This is a genomic window from Nitrospira sp., from assembly GCA_030653545.1.
Classification (GTDB): domain Bacteria; phylum Nitrospirota; class Nitrospiria; order Nitrospirales; family Nitrospiraceae; genus Nitrospira_D.
Map to the genome: position 1 here is coordinate 45,272 of JAURZE010000012.1, position 18,197 is coordinate 63,468.

General features: G+C 59.2%; 16 protein-coding genes. 5 read left to right on the forward strand and 11 right to left on the reverse strand.

The features are described from left to right. Positions 1-46: 46 nt before the first annotated feature. The 11 genes from Q7U39_03965 to Q7U39_04015 form a co-directional block, all read right to left on the reverse strand. Positions 47-2,365 carry a TonB-dependent receptor gene (locus tag Q7U39_03965; GenBank protein MDO9117088.1) on the reverse strand — a complete coding sequence of 773 codons (2,319 nt, stop codon included), beginning with the start codon at positions 2,363-2,365 and terminating at the stop codon, positions 47-49. Between the two features lie 242 nt (positions 2,366-2,607). After that, positions 2,608-2,919 (reverse strand): hypothetical protein, encoded by a 312-nt coding sequence (locus tag Q7U39_03970; GenBank protein ID MDO9117089.1) that lies wholly within the window; start codon positions 2,917-2,919, stop codon positions 2,608-2,610. Next, positions 2,916-3,464 (reverse strand): TlpA disulfide reductase family protein, encoded by a 549-nt coding sequence (locus Q7U39_03975; GenBank protein MDO9117090.1) that lies wholly within the window; start codon positions 3,462-3,464, stop codon positions 2,916-2,918. Before Q7U39_03975 ends, Q7U39_03970 begins: the two co-directional genes overlap by 4 nt. Position 3,465: 1 nt before the next feature. Next, positions 3,466-4,722 (reverse strand): sialidase family protein, encoded by a 1,257-nt coding sequence (locus Q7U39_03980; protein ID MDO9117091.1) that lies wholly within the window; start codon positions 4,720-4,722, stop codon positions 3,466-3,468. Positions 4,723-5,052: 330 nt separating this feature from the next. After that, complete coding sequence (locus Q7U39_03985) at positions 5,053-6,147, reverse strand: TonB family protein (GenBank protein MDO9117092.1); 1,095 nt, start codon at positions 6,145-6,147, stop codon at positions 5,053-5,055. 154 nt (positions 6,148-6,301) lie between these two features. Beyond that, positions 6,302-6,541, reverse strand: coding sequence for a helix-turn-helix domain-containing protein (locus Q7U39_03990; protein MDO9117093.1), 240 nt, complete (start codon positions 6,539-6,541; stop codon positions 6,302-6,304). 85 nt (positions 6,542-6,626) lie between these two features. Further along, the gene (locus tag Q7U39_03995) at positions 6,627-8,249 is read right to left on the reverse strand and encodes a hypothetical protein (GenBank protein MDO9117094.1); all 1,623 of its coding nucleotides are present in this window, start codon (positions 8,247-8,249) and stop codon (positions 6,627-6,629) included. Between the two features lie 73 nt (positions 8,250-8,322). Next, positions 8,323-8,640 carry a hypothetical protein gene (locus tag Q7U39_04000; protein ID MDO9117095.1) on the reverse strand — a complete coding sequence of 106 codons (318 nt, stop codon included), beginning with the start codon at positions 8,638-8,640 and terminating at the stop codon, positions 8,323-8,325. A gap of 49 nt (positions 8,641-8,689) precedes the next feature. Beyond that, positions 8,690-9,763 carry a transporter gene (locus Q7U39_04005; GenBank protein ID MDO9117096.1) on the reverse strand — a complete coding sequence of 358 codons (1,074 nt, stop codon included), beginning with the start codon at positions 9,761-9,763 and terminating at the stop codon, positions 8,690-8,692. 90 nt (positions 9,764-9,853) lie between these two features. Then, the gene (locus tag Q7U39_04010) at positions 9,854-10,162 is read right to left on the reverse strand and encodes a hypothetical protein (GenBank protein ID MDO9117097.1); all 309 of its coding nucleotides are present in this window, start codon (positions 10,160-10,162) and stop codon (positions 9,854-9,856) included. 6 nt (positions 10,163-10,168) lie between these two features. Next, positions 10,169-10,726, reverse strand: coding sequence for a TlpA disulfide reductase family protein (locus tag Q7U39_04015; protein MDO9117098.1), 558 nt, complete (start codon positions 10,724-10,726; stop codon positions 10,169-10,171). Between the two features lie 600 nt (positions 10,727-11,326). Here Q7U39_04015 and secA point away from each other — a divergent pair. From secA to nuoD, 5 genes are all read left to right on the forward strand, one after another. Further along, positions 11,327-14,059: a preprotein translocase subunit SecA gene (secA, locus tag Q7U39_04020; protein ID MDO9117099.1), complete on the forward strand. Its 2,733-nt coding sequence runs from the start codon at positions 11,327-11,329 to the stop codon at positions 14,057-14,059. Between the two features lie 227 nt (positions 14,060-14,286). Next, positions 14,287-15,465, forward strand: coding sequence for an SAM-dependent methyltransferase (locus Q7U39_04025; GenBank protein ID MDO9117100.1), 1,179 nt, complete (start codon positions 14,287-14,289; stop codon positions 15,463-15,465). Positions 15,466-15,473: 8 nt separating this feature from the next. After that, positions 15,474-15,845 carry an NADH-quinone oxidoreductase subunit A gene (ndhC, locus tag Q7U39_04030; GenBank protein ID MDO9117101.1) on the forward strand — a complete coding sequence of 124 codons (372 nt, stop codon included), beginning with the start codon at positions 15,474-15,476 and terminating at the stop codon, positions 15,843-15,845. Between the two features lie 52 nt (positions 15,846-15,897). Further along, positions 15,898-16,377 carry an NADH-quinone oxidoreductase subunit B family protein gene (locus Q7U39_04035; protein ID MDO9117102.1) on the forward strand — a complete coding sequence of 160 codons (480 nt, stop codon included), beginning with the start codon at positions 15,898-15,900 and terminating at the stop codon, positions 16,375-16,377. Beyond that, the gene (nuoD, locus tag Q7U39_04040; GenBank protein MDO9117103.1) at positions 16,377-18,131 is read left to right on the forward strand and encodes an NADH dehydrogenase (quinone) subunit D; all 1,755 of its coding nucleotides are present in this window, start codon (positions 16,377-16,379) and stop codon (positions 18,129-18,131) included. Before Q7U39_04035 ends, nuoD begins: the two co-directional genes overlap by 1 nt. Positions 18,132-18,197 lie beyond the last annotated feature (66 nt).

Genomic DNA, 18,197 nt, shown 5'->3' on the forward strand with positions numbered 1-18,197 from the left:
TCGGCGCTCCCCTCCCATATCCGCGACACAGCGCCCAACCTTATTCCTAGAACAATCCCAGCGTCACACCGCCGTAGATCGCTCGGCCGTAACCAGCAAAGAAGGCCTGCGATGCGGCGGCTTGCCCATGCGTCTCACCTGAAATAACCTGGCCGGATGCCGCGTACTTCTTGTCGCCGATGTTGTCCAGCTCCAGATAGAACTTGGCGAACCGGAACCAGGAATTCTTGAGCTCGACGTTCTTGTGTATATTCACATTGCCGATCATGTAGGCAGGAATGCCGAACGTATTATTGTTGTTCAAGAAGTAGCTGTTGTAATAGCTCCCCTCGACCCAGCCTCCCCAGCCGCTGGCGGCATGCTCGTATTCCACTTTGGAGTTCAGCACGTCTGTGGGCACGTTGGCCACTTTCTTCCCATCACGCACCAGAAATCCGGCGGCCGTCCGGTCGGAAAAGTTCACGTAACGCGCATCGGTGTGGGTATAGGCGCCGGACAGGCGCAACCCCGATACCGGCCGCCAATCGTACGCGGCTTCAATGCCGCGATACTCAGAGGAGGAGGCATTGATGGCCGTCGTGTTGCTCCCGCTGATCGTCTGCGTGATGATTTCATCCTTGAAGAAGACCCAGAAGCCGACGAGTTGGATCTTGAGATCCTTCGTGAGACTCGACTCCGTCCCGATTTCCGTATTGAGATTTTTCTGCGGTTTCAAGTCAAAGTTCGATCCGGGCAGTCCGGTCACCGGATCTCTCGTGAGCTGACCGAACGTCGGCAAACCATAGCCCGTGGATGCGCGCACCCAATGACGATAGCCCTCCGCCGGCTTCCAGGTCAGCGAGGCTTCCGGCGCCAGATTGGTGAAGTCCCGGTGGGCATTGGGCCTCGACGAGACGGCTCCACCTGTGTAGTTGATCGTTTCGATGCTCATATGCGACTGTTCAAATCCCAACCCGGCAGCCAACGTCCACTTCGGGACAAATTCCAGTTCCTCGCGAAACCGGGCTCCGATATTGCGAATGTTCCCCCGGTTGTTTTGTAACAGCAACCCTCGCGTCCCCTGGCCATCGGCAAGATTTTCAAACGTCTGCCCTTCCTGCTCCATGCTGTTCGCAAAGAATCCGATGTAGCTCTTCAACGGCATGTCGCCGAGGCGGCCATCATGCCGCAAATCGGTGTAATGCTTGTAGTTGGGGTTGATGTTGTCGCTGATCTGATTGAAGGTCTGATTGATATCCTTCACATCATAGTCAGCTTCCACGGTGAGCACGGTGTTGGCATTGAGCTGGCGCTCGTACATGCCGCCGACGATCGTCCGGCGGTCGACCCGCTGTTGATGAAGCCGGTCCGCGGTCGTCGCGCCGGTGCCGCCGACCTGCCGGTCGTCGGCGATAAACTGCGCCTGCGTGAGTCTGGTCGGCACACGGGAGTCCAGCCAGTTCGAAATGGCCTTGAAATAGAAATTCTGCTTGTCGTCGATCTTGAATCGCATATTGAAATTGAGCGTTTGCGTTTTGTATCCGCTGTTCCGAATATACCCGTCCTCCTGAACGTTGCTGGCAAACATGGAGATATCGAGATGCTCGGTTTCCTGGCCGACGGCGAAGGCTTCCTTGTGATAGCCGTAGGAACCGCCGGACAAGAACGTTTCAAATCCATTGATGTCGCTGCCCCGCCTGGTGCGGAAGTGCACCATGCCGCCGAGCGCGTAGTTGTCGTACATAGATGACGAGGCGCCGCGCAGAACTTCGACGCTGCGCATGAACCAGGGGTCGTGGATATCCAAGCGCGACAATCCGTCGGATTGGGTTTGGATAAACCCGTCTTCGTACATCTTGATGTCTCGTACGGCAAAGGACGTCTTTACGCCGGATCCTCGAATCGCAATGCTGAAATCTCGAGGTCCGTTCGCCTGACGAAGAATCACACCCGGCAGCGACTCCATCGATTCCTTCATCGTGCGTGTCGGCTGCGAATCTGTCTCGGCCTGAATCGTCGCCGACAGCGACACCCCTTCCGGCCGCTTTTGGAATCGCTTGCTGACGATGCTCGTGTCGGCCAATTCATATTCCGGCATGGCTCCGGCTGCCTCGACCGCCTCGGTCTGTTCCGGTTTCGCCTTTTCTGTCACCGTCTTCGGCCGCTCCGCCGGAGGCACCGTGGCCTCACGGCCTTTCTGGAGATCTTCCAATTCTTGAAGAATGCCCTTGAGCTGTTCGCGCAACTCCTGTTCGCGCGGCGACGCGGTTGCCTCCGCTAGATTCGGCTCCTGCGCCTGTGCGGGGGCAAGGGATTGCCCCGCCGCCAGCGTTCCGACGACTGTCATGACGATTCCAATCTGACTAACGCACTTCAACGACACCATGGCCCGTACTCCTCTCCCGACAATGAATGATGATGAAACACAGTCCTCCGGCGCGGATGAAGACCGCACAGAGGCGGCACCATCCGCACCAGAGAACGACGATTAAACGATGTGTTTAGTGGGCAGGATGCTCAAAAAGGCTGTCCAGCAAGGCCGCAGCGAGCATGGAGGCGAGGCGTACACAGCGGTACGTTGAGCCTCTATGCGATGCGAGAACGCCGCTGGCGGCCTTTTTCAGCATCCTATTTGAAGTGAGGCGGCGCGCGCGGCTGCGCAAGAGCCGTAAAACACAGAGAGGGCCGGATGGCCCCGAGTAACAGGAATAGCGCCGCAAAAGCCAGCGGCTGCGAATCCGGCGCTGCGGATGGACCGTCAACCGGTTGATTGGCCTGGCAGGCCCAGGCACAGAGGGGCGAATGGGTCACCCCGCTGCTCTGGTGATGGGTTGAGCGCGGCTGCGCCTGATGCGTGAACAGACAGGCCGCGGCACTGACCGACAGCGTCAGATAGACGACGACGGTGGCGAGCGCCAGTGGCAGGGTCCACTTCTTCATTTCGCCTGTTCCATCGCCTGCCGAATCATCGCCACCGCCTCAGGGCTGTCCCACACACGCGGCCCGACCGCCCGACCGGACAAGGTCCCGTCGCGGCCAATCACGATCGTGGTCGGCAATCCGCGCACCATAAAGGATCGCGAGACTTCCTGATCTTCATCGAACAGCACCGGCAGCGTGACGCCCAGATGCGAGAGAAACTGGGCAATGCCTTGACGCTGCAGGTCGGTCGTCACGGTCAACAGGACAAATTGCGCGGGATCGAACTGCTTCTGCAGTCTCGCGAGCGACGGCATTTCCTCTTTACAGGGGCCGCACCAGGTGGCCCAAAAATTCACCAGCACGACTTTGCCTGCCAGATCGCTCAACTTCACCCGCGTGCCGTCCAGCGACGTGAGCTCGAAGGGCACGGCCATGCTTCCAGCCGGCAGCCGACTCATCTTGAGCGCAATAAAGGGATCGTGCGCGCAGACAGTTGAAACCCCGGCCAGGCTGAGCGCAGCCAGCAGTCCGGCAATTCCTAATCCTTTCCGCACAACGTCCACGCTACGGCTCCTGCCTCGCAATGGTCGGAGTCGCCGGCATCTGGATCGTTTGCACCACGATACGATGCGCCGGCATCGCGTGCTCCATCCAGGCCAGCGCGACAAGCCCCTGCGCATTGATTGACAGTGTGGGCGTCTGCCCCTTCTTCTCGTTCAATTTCTGCGGCGCACTGAAGGTCTCCCCGCGATCCAGCGACACACTCATCACGACTTCACGCCGGACCGGCGACTGTTCTTCCCAGACAATGACCAGACGGCCTGCGGGATCGACCGCCATCTGGGGATGGTCCGGGAAGGTGCCCTTGGAGAGATTCAATTTCTGTTTCGGCGAAAATGTTTCGCCCTTGTCATCTGAGTAGGCCAGATAGATCGACGGTGTTTCGTCCGACCCTTCCGTGTACCAGACCACATAGAGACGTCCCTGACGATCCGTTCCCACAGACGCCGGTCGATGCGGACAACCGGGGAATACCCATCGATCATGGCCGACGATCACCGGAGCCGCAAATGTCCGGCCTCCGTCGGTCGAGCGCGCCACGACGGTCTCGCGGAGATCCCCCGGGAGAATTTTGCGCCAGGCGACATACAGCGTCCCGTCAGGACTGCTGGTCATGGATGTCCGGCAACACACACAGGTATTTTCATCGACCTTGAGATTCTTTTCGGCTGTGCGCCCACGATCGGTAGAACGCGCGGTAAACGTGCCGGATTCTTTCTTGCCCTCTCGCCCGTCGATCCAGGCCATGTGGACGACGCCGTCGGGCGCCACATGGATCGAATCGAAACTATGGCCGATGACTTGCTGATCGTCGTTCACCAACACCGACGGCTGGAAGGTTTTCCCGCCATCGGTCGATCGGCTGAGACGGAGATCGTTGGAGAAGGGCTTGTCCGGCGTCATCTTCGGATGGGTCACGGCCCAGGTCATCAGCACTTCATCCCCGGATACGGCCAGCGCCGGCGCCTCCTGACGGCTATAGGGCACCTCACCCGGGCCGTTCACACGCACAAGTTCGCCGATGGAAGCCCCGGCCTTCTCGATGCGTGAGTACAGCACCGTACGAGTCTCCTTCTCTTCCTCGACCCAGGCAAGAGAGATGTGCCCCTGGTCATCGATCCGGACGGAGGGCCCCACGACGCTCCGTACTTTGCGGTCTGCCGTCACTTTGGGGCCGAAGATCACCGCAGGCTGGGACTCCGCCAACGCGATCGTGGCACAGAGCATCAGGCTGCTGCCGACTCCTATGCACCCATACATTGCGCTCTTTAATATGGCGCGTCTGGATTCTGAGTGAGCCGATGAACGCAGAGACCCATTCGGAATGATGCTAGCCTCTCTTGCCTTCCCCTCCTTCGTAAGGAGGGGCAAGGGGAGGTCGAGTCCGCCGGCTGCCGTCATCAGCGCGGTGATTCGTAAGCCGCACCGTCGCCCATGAGGCTCTACCCCTCCTTGCCTCCCCTTACAAAGGGGAGGGCGGAGAGCGGCTTGACCACAAGACGCTGGGAAACTCTGGCGCAAGGGATACTTGACCCACTCGATGTCCTGAAGCACTTTTAATATTCGCGTCATGCGTCTCATGGATGGTTCCTACCCCGCAAGGCTATAGACAATCGGTACATACACCGCGACTTCCGGAGCGCTCAAGGCTTGTTTCATATGGATGGGACAAGCCAATCGAACGGTCTCCATCGCCGCGCGATCGAGCACGTCGTGGCCCGAACTCCGATGCACTACCACATCGACCAAATGACCGTCGGCGCGGAGGACCACGCGCAACACGACTTTCCCTTCCGATCCGTTCAGACGAGCGGAGCTGGGATAGCGCGTCAGCTCCTTGATGCGCCGGCCGAGCGACTCCGCCAGCCAGGCATTGTCGGCTTTCGTCGCCGGGCGAACGGAAGCCGCGTTGGCAACGACAGGCGCATTGGCATGGTGAGGCGGTGCCTGGGCCGGAGCGGCGGCCGGGGCCGATTCAGCCACAGCCGGAGCAGATGCGGCGGCCACCGGCTCTGTTGCCCTCTTTGCAGATCCGTCCCTCACCGCCACGAGCGGTCGCCATTCCGGCGCCATCTCTTCAGGAGACGGGCTCTCTTGATGAATCACAGGGGCAGACTCCGCATGATGAGCGCGGGATGGCGCGGGAGGATCATACGCCTGCGCTGCTACAGTCGTTTCGACCGGCGGCGCGACTTCCTTGACGACAGGGGCCGGATGCGGCTCGTGCAGGACCGGCTCCGGCTTCACTTCTTCCTTCTTGCTGTCTTCTTTCTTCGTTTCTTGCGGCGCAACCGGCTGGACCTTTGCCTGAACGATTTCCGGCACAGGCTCCGGCTTAGGCGGGGCAATCGTCGGGTGAACGATCTCCGGACTGGACTGGGTCGCCACGCGGTCCATGGCCATATCAGGCGTCGGTTCTACCGGCTGAACAGGCTGCGGGGTCTGAACGGTCCGAACCGGGGTCGGCTTCGCCGCCTGAACCGTCGGTGTGGATTGCGGCGTCTCGGTGTGAGGAACGTCCGGTGAGGGCGGTACGAGCGCGACCTCCCACTGGAAGAGTTCTTCCTTGATGATGGGCTGCACCTGCGTCGCCAACACAAACGCGACGCAGAGCGCCAGTCCGTGTACGGCGAACGACACGCCCCAGGCTGAAAAAGGAAACCGGTCTTGCTCTTGTGCGATCATCACGGCATCACCTTATGAAGGCCCCCTGCATGACTACTCAACCAGCGACCACGGCCCCTCTTTGTACGGGCGGAATCCCTGGCTCGTCTACTGCTGAATACCGACGGATGCTACAAGCATCCGTCGGTATCGAACATCGCACATACTGCGGAGCTTATTGAACAGCGGAGCCCACAGGAGACAGTTCTCGGCTATGAACGAACAAGCCGGAAGACACGTCATCCGTCCGGTTCTGTTCAACAAGGTTCTCGATCGACCGGCTAAACACCCGCAGACTGCCGCGGCCGATCTTGGTGCCTTCCAACCGGCCCTGCTCCACCCAGCGATAGATCGTCCATCGGCTGACGGCAAGTGCCGCCGCCGCCTCTTCAACACGCAACAGTGATTTGTTCATGATCCTCTCACTTTCCGGTTGCGGGAAGGAAGCGGGATGTCCCGCTTCCTTCCACATCCATGGTGATAGAGCCGACGTTCTCGCCTTACTCCGGCATTCCGTGATCATCGAGCCGCTCCGCCAACACTGCTGGCGCAGCCGCCGATCCGCCGGTTAAAGAGGACATCGCCTGATTGCCGGCCGCCGCCGTGCCGGCCGCATAGAACATTACTGCACCGGGATTTCCCCCAATGAGTAAGCTGCCGGTTAGCTGATGACTGCTGTTGATAAGAGATACGGACCCCGTCGATCCTGCCGTTCCGTTCGAGACCAAGACTGCGCTCGCCTGACCGGCGCCTTGGACCAGCACATCGAAATTGTGTCCAGCTGCCGCCACCAGACCAATCTCCGCCAGCAATTGCGGCGCAGCCGGGAAGGTCGAAGGGTTGTACACAAACAAGCGATTCTTCTTCTGAGCCGCCTGTTGTGCTGGATTTCCCGTCGCAGTATCAGACGCCAGCAGGTACATTCGCTGACCGTCCGGTGTGAACTTGAAGGTAGAAGGAACAACATCCGCAAGATCCGGCAACGGAGTTATCGTCAGGGCGCCGGCAGCGGCAAGATCCACCACCGCGAGCTTCCCGATGATGTTAGTGGTATTGGTCGCAATATCTCTCCCACGGAGGAAGAGGAACCGCCCGTCTGGCGTGATCCCGTATGACGTATAGGGCGTGCCGGTCAAACTCAGCCTTCTGGTAATCGCCGCCTTGTTATCGCCAACACCCTTCACAATGAGCTTCGGATCGACCTCGATGATCTCTTTGTACGCAGTCTGCATACTATAAATCTTGCCGACGGCCTTCGACCAGCGGATGCCGTGCGGGTTTGAGCCGTTCGCCGTAAACGGAACGGTGATAGCTGTGGCATTCTCGTTATCGCAGGCCGCTCCCGCCGGAGTCAGACCTGCCTGGCCCGCATCCGTGCAGAGATCAAGACGGGCAACCAAAGAACGGTACGTAAGTGATGCTTGATTGTTATCGAGAAACGCGATTTGCCCGCCCTTCTCCTGGGTGACGGCGGCGTACTTGGGAATGGTCGCGTCAGTCGTCGTAGGTTGGGAAAACGCCGCAACTTGATGACCGGAAGCAAGGGTGCACGTAGTACCCACAACGGTTGGAGGATTTCCGCCTGGCCCGATGTGGGAATTGTGCAAAACTGTGACCGATGTACCTGCCGCGCAGTTGATAGGGTCGCTGCCATTCGTCGCATCGCCGTCGTTCATCGACCACAGGACTTCTCCGTCGGTCGGGTCCCGGTAGATGTGGACGGGACGTGTGCCGGTAGCCAGATTGGCTTCATGGATCGGCGTGGCGCCGCTAAGCGGATCGATAGTCGCAACCTTATTCCCGGCGCCGAGGTTCACGAAGACCCATTCCCCACTTGAAACTTGCATGTCTCCCAGCGCGTTTCCCTCGAATTCGTTCGCACTCCCCATCGTCGAGACGATTTTCAAGTTGCCCTGCGCGTCAGTGCCGACCACGGAGAGCGTCTTGTCGTCACGGTTATTGACGAACGCAATCGGCCCCTGGAGCGCTGCGCTGCCGCCGGAGGTCGCAACCGGGGCAGAGGAATCGCCCGAGCTGCAACTGGCAAGGCCGATTAACGCCAGACCGAGTAGGCCGGTCTTGGCATAGGTTGAATACTGCTTTCTCGCACTGATGAATCTCATAATCTGTTCCTTCCTCAATTCCTGTCTTGATGCCCATGTTGTCTTCTGTTATTTCAGAAAGCCGCCGTATCATTCATACGGCCGGCGGGCCGCGGGGGATGGCTCCCAATCGATGGACCACTGTCTGGAGGGACCGGCCGGCTGCGAATGGAAGATAGCTTGAGGGGTCGGCCAGAGAACCGGGCCCTCTGCCGCCGGTGGCCTGCGCATCAACGCCGTCGCAGTGCCAGACACAATGGCTCTGACTATGCTGTGCGTGATGTGACGTCCCTTGCGGACAATGGGGTGTCGTCCATTGGGGTGTCAGACTGCCATAGGCCGCCGACACCGAGCCCGCAATCCACAGGAGGGCGCAAAGCCCTGCCAACGTGCGCGCGATCGCTCCCGGCATGACAACTCTTCGATATTCTATCGCTCGTGCCACCATTGACCTGCGTCGCCTATGAGCCGCTCAACAGTTGAAATGATTTCGTGAGCCCGAACACGTAACTGACTTGTTGCTCCAAGTTGCCGTTGAAATCCCGCATGACCGGAATTTGCGCGATGAAATACATCGACGCATAGTTCCAGAGGTTCAGCATGATGCCGGGCGAATAGGCCATGTAGGTGGAGCCGGTCGTCGGAATAGCACGGAACCGCACCGTCGGATCGAGCAGAATCGCCGCACCGCCCGGATTGAACTGAAACAAGGAAGCGTCCATCGCATCGTTTTGCATCCAGCGGTAGTTCACCTGCTGCGTCAGCACGAACCAGGGCGCCTGCTCGACCGGAATGATGTTGAACCCGGCGCTGAGATTGACCTCATCGCCGAATTTATAGCCGTCGCTGTTTTTGAGTGTGTGCCGGTAGCTCGCCAACGCGAACTGATTCAGCCGGTGCGGGATGAGTTCGTAGCTCTGATAGATCGACGGGACAAATCCAAAATTCCCCTTGCCGATCTGCAAGGTCGACTCGGCCAATGAACCGCCCTGCACCCGCTGCCCGTAGTCGCCCGTCGGCAAATCGACGCCCATGCCCACGACAATCATGCTGCGGAGTGTCGGCAAGACGTTGTATTTGAGGCTGACGCGCACATCGCCGATGCCTTTGTCACTATAGGGCACCGGCGTCAGGCCGCCGATCTGGGCATCGGAATTCACTTGTTTGTAGGGCACGGTCACTTGGAGGCCGAATCGCTCGGTCAACCCGTAGTTCATATCCAGGGTGGCGGTGCGCATGAGGGTGCGGATCTGGTTGGCATTCAAGTTGGCCAGTGTCAGCGTCTTGTTGCCTTGATTGGAAAACGGGATGCTCCCGCCCTGCCCCGACGGTGCCTCCATCGGCGTGTAGTTATAAATCGCGTTGACAGTCAGTAAGCCGGCCATCGGGACCTGCTGTTGCGATCCGATCACGACGAAGCAACTCACGGAGCCGCACGAGGCCTGAACCGAGCCAGGACGCACAGCCCCCACGCTCAGAAAGAGGGCGCCAAGAGAGAGAAGAACGAGCCGACAGGATCGGGAAAGGAACATCATGGGTCTCACAATGGTTGAGGTGATGGCACCGGAGAGGCCGCGGGCTTCCACCGCCTCTCTGGGTATTTCAATTGTCGTGAATCGAAGAAATTAGCTGAGGAGCGCGGGAGGTCCGCGGAAGAAGCGGGAGACGGATGAAGTAGTGGCTACGCGATCACTGTGCTGTGTATCGGCCAGCTCGACGAACTGCAGAGATGAGCTAAAGACCACCGCCGCCGTGTCGATGCTCTGACCGGCAGCACATTCCCAGGCGCACAGACCGGTGGAATGCGTGCCGGCCTGATGCTTCGCATGGTGATCGGCATGGGCGACCGCCGGCACTGCCAGGAGCCCGTTCACGAGCACGAGACAGAGCAGCAGCGACCAGACCAACCAGGATTGTTTCAATCTCACCATCATAAGAAACTATCGAAGCGAGGCCGCTTTAACCGGTTCTTGCTGTTGAATCTTCGCGACCAGGTCGTTGATCATCTGCTCGGTCAGCAAGCCACCCTTGATATATTCCTGCACGCGGCCCTGCTGATCGATAAACACACTCACGGGTAAACCGAACACACCGAACTGGTTCGCCACTTTATTGTCGCGATCCATCAAGACAGGAAAGGTATGGCCATACTGCTTGATGTGCTCGCGAACTTTCCCTTCGTCTTCGAGTTCATTGATCGCGAGCACGACAAACCCCTTGTCCCGCAACTTGTCGAAGCTGGCTTGCATGGCCGGCATTTCCGTCGTGCATGGCTTGCACCAGGTCGCCCAGAAATTCACCAACACAACCTTGCCACGGTACTGACTGAGGCTATGCGTCTTGCCGTCGAGATCTGTCAGACGGAATTCATCGGCCGGCGTGCCGACCGTCGGAACCCGCGACCCCATGCTCCAGGATTCCGGCAGCCCCGTCGCTCCTGCGAAGGCGAACGCCAGTGCGGCGGCTAATACATATCGACCGTATCGGGTGCTTCTCATGAAGGCTACTCCTTAAACACTGGCTCCCGCGCTATCAGCGGAGGATGACCAGTTCGACAACACCTGCACCTATGTATTCAAACAGTGCGCGAGAACAGAGAGAGCTAGGCGATTGGAGGAGCACGAGTGGAGCGGAATGCGGGAACCACATTATAAGGGGAGAAGAACGACAGCTGGTCGAGCGTCTCAAGCAATGTTGCAAGGGGAGCAACGGGAGCAACAGTTGCATCGTGTGTCTGACCGGCCGCACAAGACCATGCGCAAAAGACCGACCCATGTGTGGCCGCTTGGTGGTGGCTATGCTGGTTTTCGTGGAGGACCGATTGGGCGGACGCAACTCCGCTGATCCCGATCACACAGAAGATCACGAATACTGCAACAAGAGTCTGCCAACGACGAATCATAAGTCACAGCCAGGGGAAAGAATGGCTGCATGCTACTCGGGAGTAGTGCGGAGAGTCAAGACAGACCCTGCCGGATCGCCCTCCCTACCTTCCTGGTAGGATTCGGAAAAAGTTTGCTGTATACTGCGCGGACTATTTTGTGCGGTAGATCGACCTCTCCCGCAAGTACTATCCTAATCACTCGACGACATCCTCTATGCTGACACAACTCCTGAATCTCGTCTTTGGCAGTAAGAACGACCGTGAAATCAAAGCGTTGATGCCCGTTGTGGCGCGCATCAACGACTTGGAGTCCAGCCTTACGCCCTTGTCGGATCAGGACCTGGTCGGAAAAACTCAGGTCTTCAAACAGCGCCTGGCCGACGGCCAGACGCTCGACGACATCCTGCCAGAAGCCTTTGCCGTCTGCCGCGAGATGTCCCGCCGCCGGCTGAATATGCGCCATTTCGATGTCCAGCTCATCGGCGGCATGATCCTGCACCGCGGCCGGATCTCGGAAATGAAGACCGGTGAAGGCAAGACACTCGTCGCGACCCTGCCGATCTATCTAAACGCGCTCGAAGGCAAAGGCGTGCACCTGATTACGGTGAACGACTACCTCGCCAAGCGCGATGCCCAATGGATGGCGCAGCTGTACCATGCGCTGGGATTGTCCGTCGGCATCATCCAGCACGACGCGTCGTTTCTCTATGATCCGACCTACGACGCGGCTGACAAGCGCTTGCAGTCCCTCCGCCCCTGCACGAGGCGGGAGGCCTATCACGCCGACATCACCTACGGGACCAACAACGAATACGGGTTCGATTATCTGCGCGATAACCTGATCGTGAGCGAATTAGGCCAGTGCGTCCAACGCGAACTGAACTTCGCGATCGTCGACGAGGTGGACAGCATCCTCATCGACGAAGCCCGCACGCCATTGATCATCTCCGGCCCGACCGATCAGACCACCGATCTGTACTACCGGATCAACTCCGTGATCCCGCAGCTGAAGCCCGAACACGACTTTACGATCGAAGAGAAAACCAAGACCGCCTCGTTGACGGAAGAGGGCAACATCCGGGTTGAGAAGCTCCTGGGCGTAGACAACCTCTACGATCCGGACAACATGGATCTGGTCCACCATGTCGTCAAGGCACTCCAGGCCTACGCGTTATATAAGCGCGATGTCGATTATGTCGTGAAAGACGGCGAGGTCATCATCGTCGATGAGTTCACCGGGCGCCTCATGCCGGGCCGCCGCTGGAGCGACGGGCTCCATCAGGCCGTGGAAGCCAAAGAAGGCGTGAAAATCGCCAACGAGAATCAGACGCTGGCCTCCGTCACGTTCCAGAACTACTTCCGCATGTACAAGAAACTCGGCGGCATGACCGGCACGGCCGACACGGAAGCCGCAGAGTTCGCCAAGATTTACAATCTGGACGTGAACGTGGTCCCGACGAACCGGAAGATGGTCCGCCTCGACTACGCCGATGTGGTCTATCGCACAGAGAAGGAAAAGTTTGAGGCCATCGTCGAGGAGATCAAGGACTGCAATGAACGCGGACAGCCGGTGCTCGTCGGCACGATCTCCATTGAAAAGTCAGAAAAGCTCTCCGGCTTGCTGAGCCGAAACGGGGTCAAACACAACGTCCTCAACGCCAAACAGCATGAGCGCGAGGCGGAAATCGTCGCCCAGGCCGGACGCAAAGGCGCCGTCACCATCGCCACCAACATGGCGGGCCGCGGCACCGACATTCTCCTCGGCGGCAACGCCGATTTTATGTTCAAGCAGATTCTCTATCGCGAAGAGAACCTGCCGGAATCGCGCAAGCTGGAAGTCTTCGAAGAGATTCGCAGCGACTGCGAGAAGAACAAACAGGAAGTCGTCGCGGCCGGCGGCTTGCACATCCTCGGCACCGAACGGCACGAGAGCCGCCGCATCGACAACCAGCTGCGCGGCCGCGCCGGCCGTCAGGGCGATGCCGGATCATCCAGATTCTATTTGTCCCTCGAAGACGACCTCATGCGGATCTTCGCCTCCGAGCGCGTCTCGCAATTGATGCTGAAACTCGGCATGGAAGAAGGTGTGCCCATCGAACACGGCATGGTCACCCGCGCCATCGCCAATGCGCAGAAGAAGGTCGAAGCGCATAACTTCGAGATTCGCAAACAGCTGCTCGAATACGACGATGTGATGAATAAGCAGCGCGAAGTCATCTATCAGCACCGCCATGCCGTGCTGGCCGGCGAGAATCTGAAAGCCGACCTCCTCGATATGATGGCGGGCATGATCGACTCCGCCATGGCCATCTTCTGTCCGGCCGAACAGTATCCGGAAGAGTGGGACATGCCCGGCCTCGTCGAAATGATGCACGGCCAATTCGGGCTCGACATCACGCAAGGCAAGCAGGACCACGGCGATTCGCTCCGCGATCTCGGCCGCGACGCGCTGATCGAAGATCTCAAAAAACTCGTGCACGACGGCTACGAGCGGAAGGAACAGGAGCTGGGCTCTGAGCTGATGCGCTTCCTGGAAAAGACTTTCATGCTCCAGGTCATCGACCACCATTGGAAAGACCATCTCCTCGGCATGGACCATCTGCGCGACGGCATCGGCCTCCGCGGCTACGGGCAGAAGGATCCGCTGATCGAATACAAGAAGGAAGGCTACGACCTCTTCGCCGGCATGATGCAGCGGGTTAAATCGGATGCTTTGGAACGGCTGTTCCGCGTCCAGGCCGTAAAACATGAGGAAAGTGAGTCCGCCCCTGCCGCGCCGCCGCCTCCCCCCCCGGTCATCTCGCGCCCGCAGCCCACTCTCACGCTGAATCGTGGAGAAGCCGCCGAAGCTCCCAAAACCGTGGAGCGGGTCGACGATAAAGTCGGCCGGAACGATCCCTGCCCCTGCGGGAGCGGGAAAAAGTACAAAAAGTGCCACGGAACCTAGCCGCATAACGGCCAGACATGCGCCCACAATTTCAGGCGAAACCCTCCCACACAAATTCGCGAGACGCGCTTCATGCGTATCGCCTTTCTCACTGATTTCACCTTGACTTAGCGAAGGCTGGAAGGCTACTCTAGCCCACTTTTTGACCGTCTCGACGGGTGAAGTCTACCGGTCGTGGATTGGTGTATTCACTGACGCGCCTTGTCAGCAGAGAAACGGACTTCTTTGTGACGATCGGGCATCCTGAACTCGTTGCCGCCATGACCGCCGAGATTGCCGCCTCGGGTCCGATACCCTTCGTCCGTTTTATGGAACTGGCGCTCTATCATCCCCAATTCGGCTACTACATGCGTCCGCCGGAGTCCGGTGCCGAGCGCATCGGCTGGTCCGGCGACTTCTATACCAGTTCAGACGTCCATCCGATTCTCGGCCAGGCGCTGGCGAAACAGGCGCGTCAGCTCGACGCCATCCTCGGACATCCCGATCCCTTCACCGTCGTCGAGATGGGACCGGGAAAAGGCTTACTGGCCAAGCATTTCCTGTCGGCCTGCCGCGTGAATCCGGATGACTCGTTCAGCCAACGCCTCCGCTATGTGCTCGTTGAGCGAAGTCCGGCGATGCGGGAGTTGCAGCGCCGGAATCTGCTGCACGGGCTCTGCGAGCCGGGCCGCATTACCTGGCTTGAAGGACTCGATTCGCTGGCAGAACAGAGCGTCACCGGCCTGTGTTTCAGCAACGAATTGCCCGATGCGTTTCCGGTCCACCGAATCCAGATCGAGAACGGCCGGGCGCAGGAAATCTACGTCGACTATGACGGCACGACATTCGTGGAATGTCTCCGCCCCTTGTCGTCGCCGGAGATCCACCAGTATCTGGACAACCTGAAACTGACGCTTCCGGACGGCTACCAGACGGAGATCAACACGGCTGCGGTGCGCTGGATGGAACAGGTCGCCCGCGCGATTGACCGCGGCCTGGCGATTACAATCGATTACGGCCACACCGCGCAGGATCTCTACGGACCCGATCGCGCGAAGGGAACGCTGCTCTGCTACTACTCGCAGATGACCTCGGAAAATCCTTATGAGCGGGTCGGTCTCCAGGACATGACCTCCCATGTAGACTTTTCGACCCTCGCCACCGTCGGCGAAGAGCAGGGTCTACGCGTGACCGGCTTTACCAATCAGATGAGCTTCCTGATGGGGCTCGGCCTGGAAGACGTGCTCTCGAAGATGGATCCCGAAGGCGCCGAGTTTCGCGCGGCCATTCATCTGGTAAGACCGGAAGGGATGGGGCGCACATTCAAGGTGCTCATTCAGCATAAAGGCATCGAGATGCCGACGCTCGACGGACTGGCCTTCAAGCCGTTCTTCGGATCCGCATTAACGTTGCATCACGCGGCCTAAGGAACGACATGGGAAACGCCGACGTACCAGCGAACTATCTTCCGATCCTCCTGTTTATCGGGATCGCGATCGCCTTCGGCGCCGTGTCGCTGCTGGCCGGATGGTTCGTCCGGCCGAGCCGTCCTTACCGCGCCAAGTTGGCTCCTTACGAAAGCGGCAGCCCGCTGTTTCAGGACGCCCGCGTCCAGATCCCGATGCGCTATTACATTATCGCGATGCTGTTCGTGATCTTCGATATCGAGATCGTCTACATGTTTCCCTGGGCCGTGGCATTTTCAAAGCTCGGGTTCGTCGGACTCGCGGAAATGGTGACCTTCATCGGCATCCTGGTCGTCGGATTCTGGTACGCCTGGAAAAAGGGAGCACTGGAATGGGACTGAAGAGTGCGGCGTGCATCACACGCGTCACCTGTCACGTGTCACGGGGTTGGACATGAGCTTTTTAGAACGACAATTCGAAGCCAATATCCTCACGACGAATCTGGACGCGGTCGTGAATTGGGCGCGGAAGTCGGCCCTCTGGCCGATGACCTTCGGTCTCGCCTGTTGCGCGATCGAGATGATCGCCAGCGTGTCGTCCCGCTATGACCTCGACCGGTTCGGCGCCGGCGTGTTCCGCGCTTCCCCGCGCCAGTCGGATCTGATGATCATTGCCGGCACGGTCACCCGTAAGATGGCTCCCGTGATCCGCCGGATCTACGACCAGATGCCGGAGCCGCGCTATGTGATTTCGATGGGCTCCTGCGCCACTTCCGGCAATCACTACAACAGCTACGCGGTGGTACAGGGCGTGGATCAAATCATTCCGGTGGATGTGTATGTGCCGGGCTGCCCGCCTCGGCCGGAGGCGCTGCTGGATGGGTTGCTGAAACTCCAAGAGAAGATTCAACGCGAAAAGGTGTTTGTGAAGTAATGCTGCAAGCGCTGGCCGACAGGCTCGTGAAACAATTTCCGGACGCCGTGCTCTCCGTCGATCTCGATACGGGCCGCGGTGAAATGGCCGCACAGGTGCGCGCAGCGGACATGCTGACAGTCGCCCGCTACCTGCACGACGAGCCCGAGATGGCCTTCGACCACATTACCGATATCTGCTCGGCGGATTACCCCGCAGACCAAAACCGGTTTGAGGTGATTTATCATCTGCTGTCTCTGCCGCACGGCCGCCGGATCCGGGTGAAAGCCCGTGTCACCGAAGACAACCCGTCAATCCCTTCGGTGACGAGCGTGTGGCGCGGCGCGGAATTTCTCGAACGGGAAGTGTTCGACATGATGGGCATCATTTTTACAGGCCATCCGGACCTCCGCCGGATTCTCATGCCGGAAGACTATGCCGAAGGCTATCCGCTCCGGAAAGATTTCCCCGCGGAGGGCCGCGGCTGGCGCAGCCAGTTCGACTTTATTCCGCGCCTCGACGAAGCGCCGGAGGAGATGACCGAAGGCGAGTATTCGGAAGCGGAAAAGAAACCGTTCATTGCCGCGAACGGCGCTCCCGGATCGCGCCGGCGTGAAGAACTCCTCTTGAACATGGGGCCGCAGCATCCCAGCACCCACGGCGTGTTGCGCGTCGTACTGGAACTCGACGGGGAGCGCATCGTGAAAGCCACGCCGGATCTCGGCTATCTCCACCGCGGCGTCGAAAAGCTGGCCGAGGGCCTGGCCTACATGCAGGTCATTCCGCATACCGACCGGCTCGATTACGTCTGCGCCATGGCCAACAATTACGCTTACGTACGAGCTGTGGAAAAACTGCTCGACATCACTATCCCTGAGCGCGCCGAATACATCCGTACGCTGGTGGCGGAGATGCAGCGCATCATCGGCCACTTGTTCTGGCTGGGCACGCAGGCGCTCGACATCGGCGCCATGACCGTCTTTTTCTGGACCTTCCGCGAGCGGGAGATTCTACTGGACCTGTTCGAACAGCTCTGCGGCGCGCGCCTGACGCTCAATTATTACCGGATCGGCGGAGTCGACAGCGACTTCACGCCGGAGCTTGTCCTGCGGCTGCGCGCGTTCCTGAGCACGTTCCCGCAGAAGGTGGCCGAATACGATTCGCTCATCGCCTCCAACCGCATCTGGATCGGACGCACGAAGAACGTGGCCGTCATTTCCGGTGAAGATGCGATCAATTTCGGGCTTACCGGCCCCACGCTCCGCGGCTCCGGAGTCGACTACGATATTCGCAAACTGGAACCGTACGGAGTCTACGACAAGGTGGAGTGGGATGTGCCACTCGGAAAACATGGCGACACCTACGACCGGTACTGGGTCCGGATGGAAGAAATGCGTCAGAGCGCGCGGATCATCGCACAATGCCTGGATCAAATGCCCCAGGGGCCCATCATGGCGGATGTGCCGCAATACATCCCGCCGCCCAAGCAACAAGTCATGCGGGACATGGAGAGCCTGATCCACCATTTCATTATTTTCACGCAAGGGTTCAAGCCGCCGAAAGGCGAAACCTATTGCGCCACCGAAGCCCCGAAGGGCGAGTTGGGATTCTTCATCATCAGCGACGGCAGCCCACGTCCCTATCGATTGAAGATCCGCTCTCCCTCGTTCGTCCACATGGGCGCATTCGATCATATGGCGCGGGGATATTTGATTTCCGACATCATCACAATCTTCGGGTCCTATGACATCGTGATGGGGGAGTGCGATAGATGAGGTGTGTCACCCAGGATGCTCCTGTGCTCGCTGCCCGCGCACGATGGGAATGTGCTCGGTCAATGC

Bases quoted from the DNA above. Each gene is read 5' to 3' on its own strand.
- Q7U39_03965 (MDO9117088.1), bottom strand. From the start codon at position 2,365: ATGGTGTCGTTGAAGTGCGTTAGTCAGATTGGAATCGTCATGACAGTC.
- Q7U39_03970 (MDO9117089.1), bottom strand. From the start codon at position 2,919: ATGAAGAAGTGGACCCTGCCACTGGCGCTCGCCACCGTCGTCGTCTAT.
- Q7U39_03980 (MDO9117091.1), bottom strand. From the start codon at position 4,722: ATGTATGGGTGCATAGGAGTCGGCAGCAGCCTGATGCTCTGTGCCACG.
- Q7U39_03985 (MDO9117092.1), bottom strand. From the start codon at position 6,147: ATGATCGCACAAGAGCAAGACCGGTTTCCTTTTTCAGCCTGGGGCGTG.
- Q7U39_03990 (MDO9117093.1), bottom strand. From the start codon at position 6,541: ATGAACAAATCACTGTTGCGTGTTGAAGAGGCGGCGGCGGCACTTGCC.
- Q7U39_03995 (MDO9117094.1), bottom strand. From the start codon at position 8,249: ATGAGATTCATCAGTGCGAGAAAGCAGTATTCAACCTATGCCAAGACC.
- Q7U39_04000 (MDO9117095.1), bottom strand. From the start codon at position 8,640: ATGCCGGGAGCGATCGCGCGCACGTTGGCAGGGCTTTGCGCCCTCCTG.
- Q7U39_04005 (MDO9117096.1), bottom strand. From the start codon at position 9,763: ATGATGTTCCTTTCCCGATCCTGTCGGCTCGTTCTTCTCTCTCTTGGC.
- Q7U39_04010 (MDO9117097.1), bottom strand. From the start codon at position 10,162: ATGATGGTGAGATTGAAACAATCCTGGTTGGTCTGGTCGCTGCTGCTC.
- Q7U39_04015 (MDO9117098.1), bottom strand. From the start codon at position 10,726: ATGAGAAGCACCCGATACGGTCGATATGTATTAGCCGCCGCACTGGCG.
- secA (MDO9117099.1), top strand. From the start codon at position 11,327: ATGCTGACACAACTCCTGAATCTCGTCTTTGGCAGTAAGAACGACCGT.
- ndhC (MDO9117101.1), top strand. From the start codon at position 15,474: ATGGGAAACGCCGACGTACCAGCGAACTATCTTCCGATCCTCCTGTTT.
- Q7U39_04035 (MDO9117102.1), top strand. From the start codon at position 15,898: ATGAGCTTTTTAGAACGACAATTCGAAGCCAATATCCTCACGACGAAT.
- nuoD (MDO9117103.1), top strand. From the start codon at position 16,377: ATGCTGCAAGCGCTGGCCGACAGGCTCGTGAAACAATTTCCGGACGCC.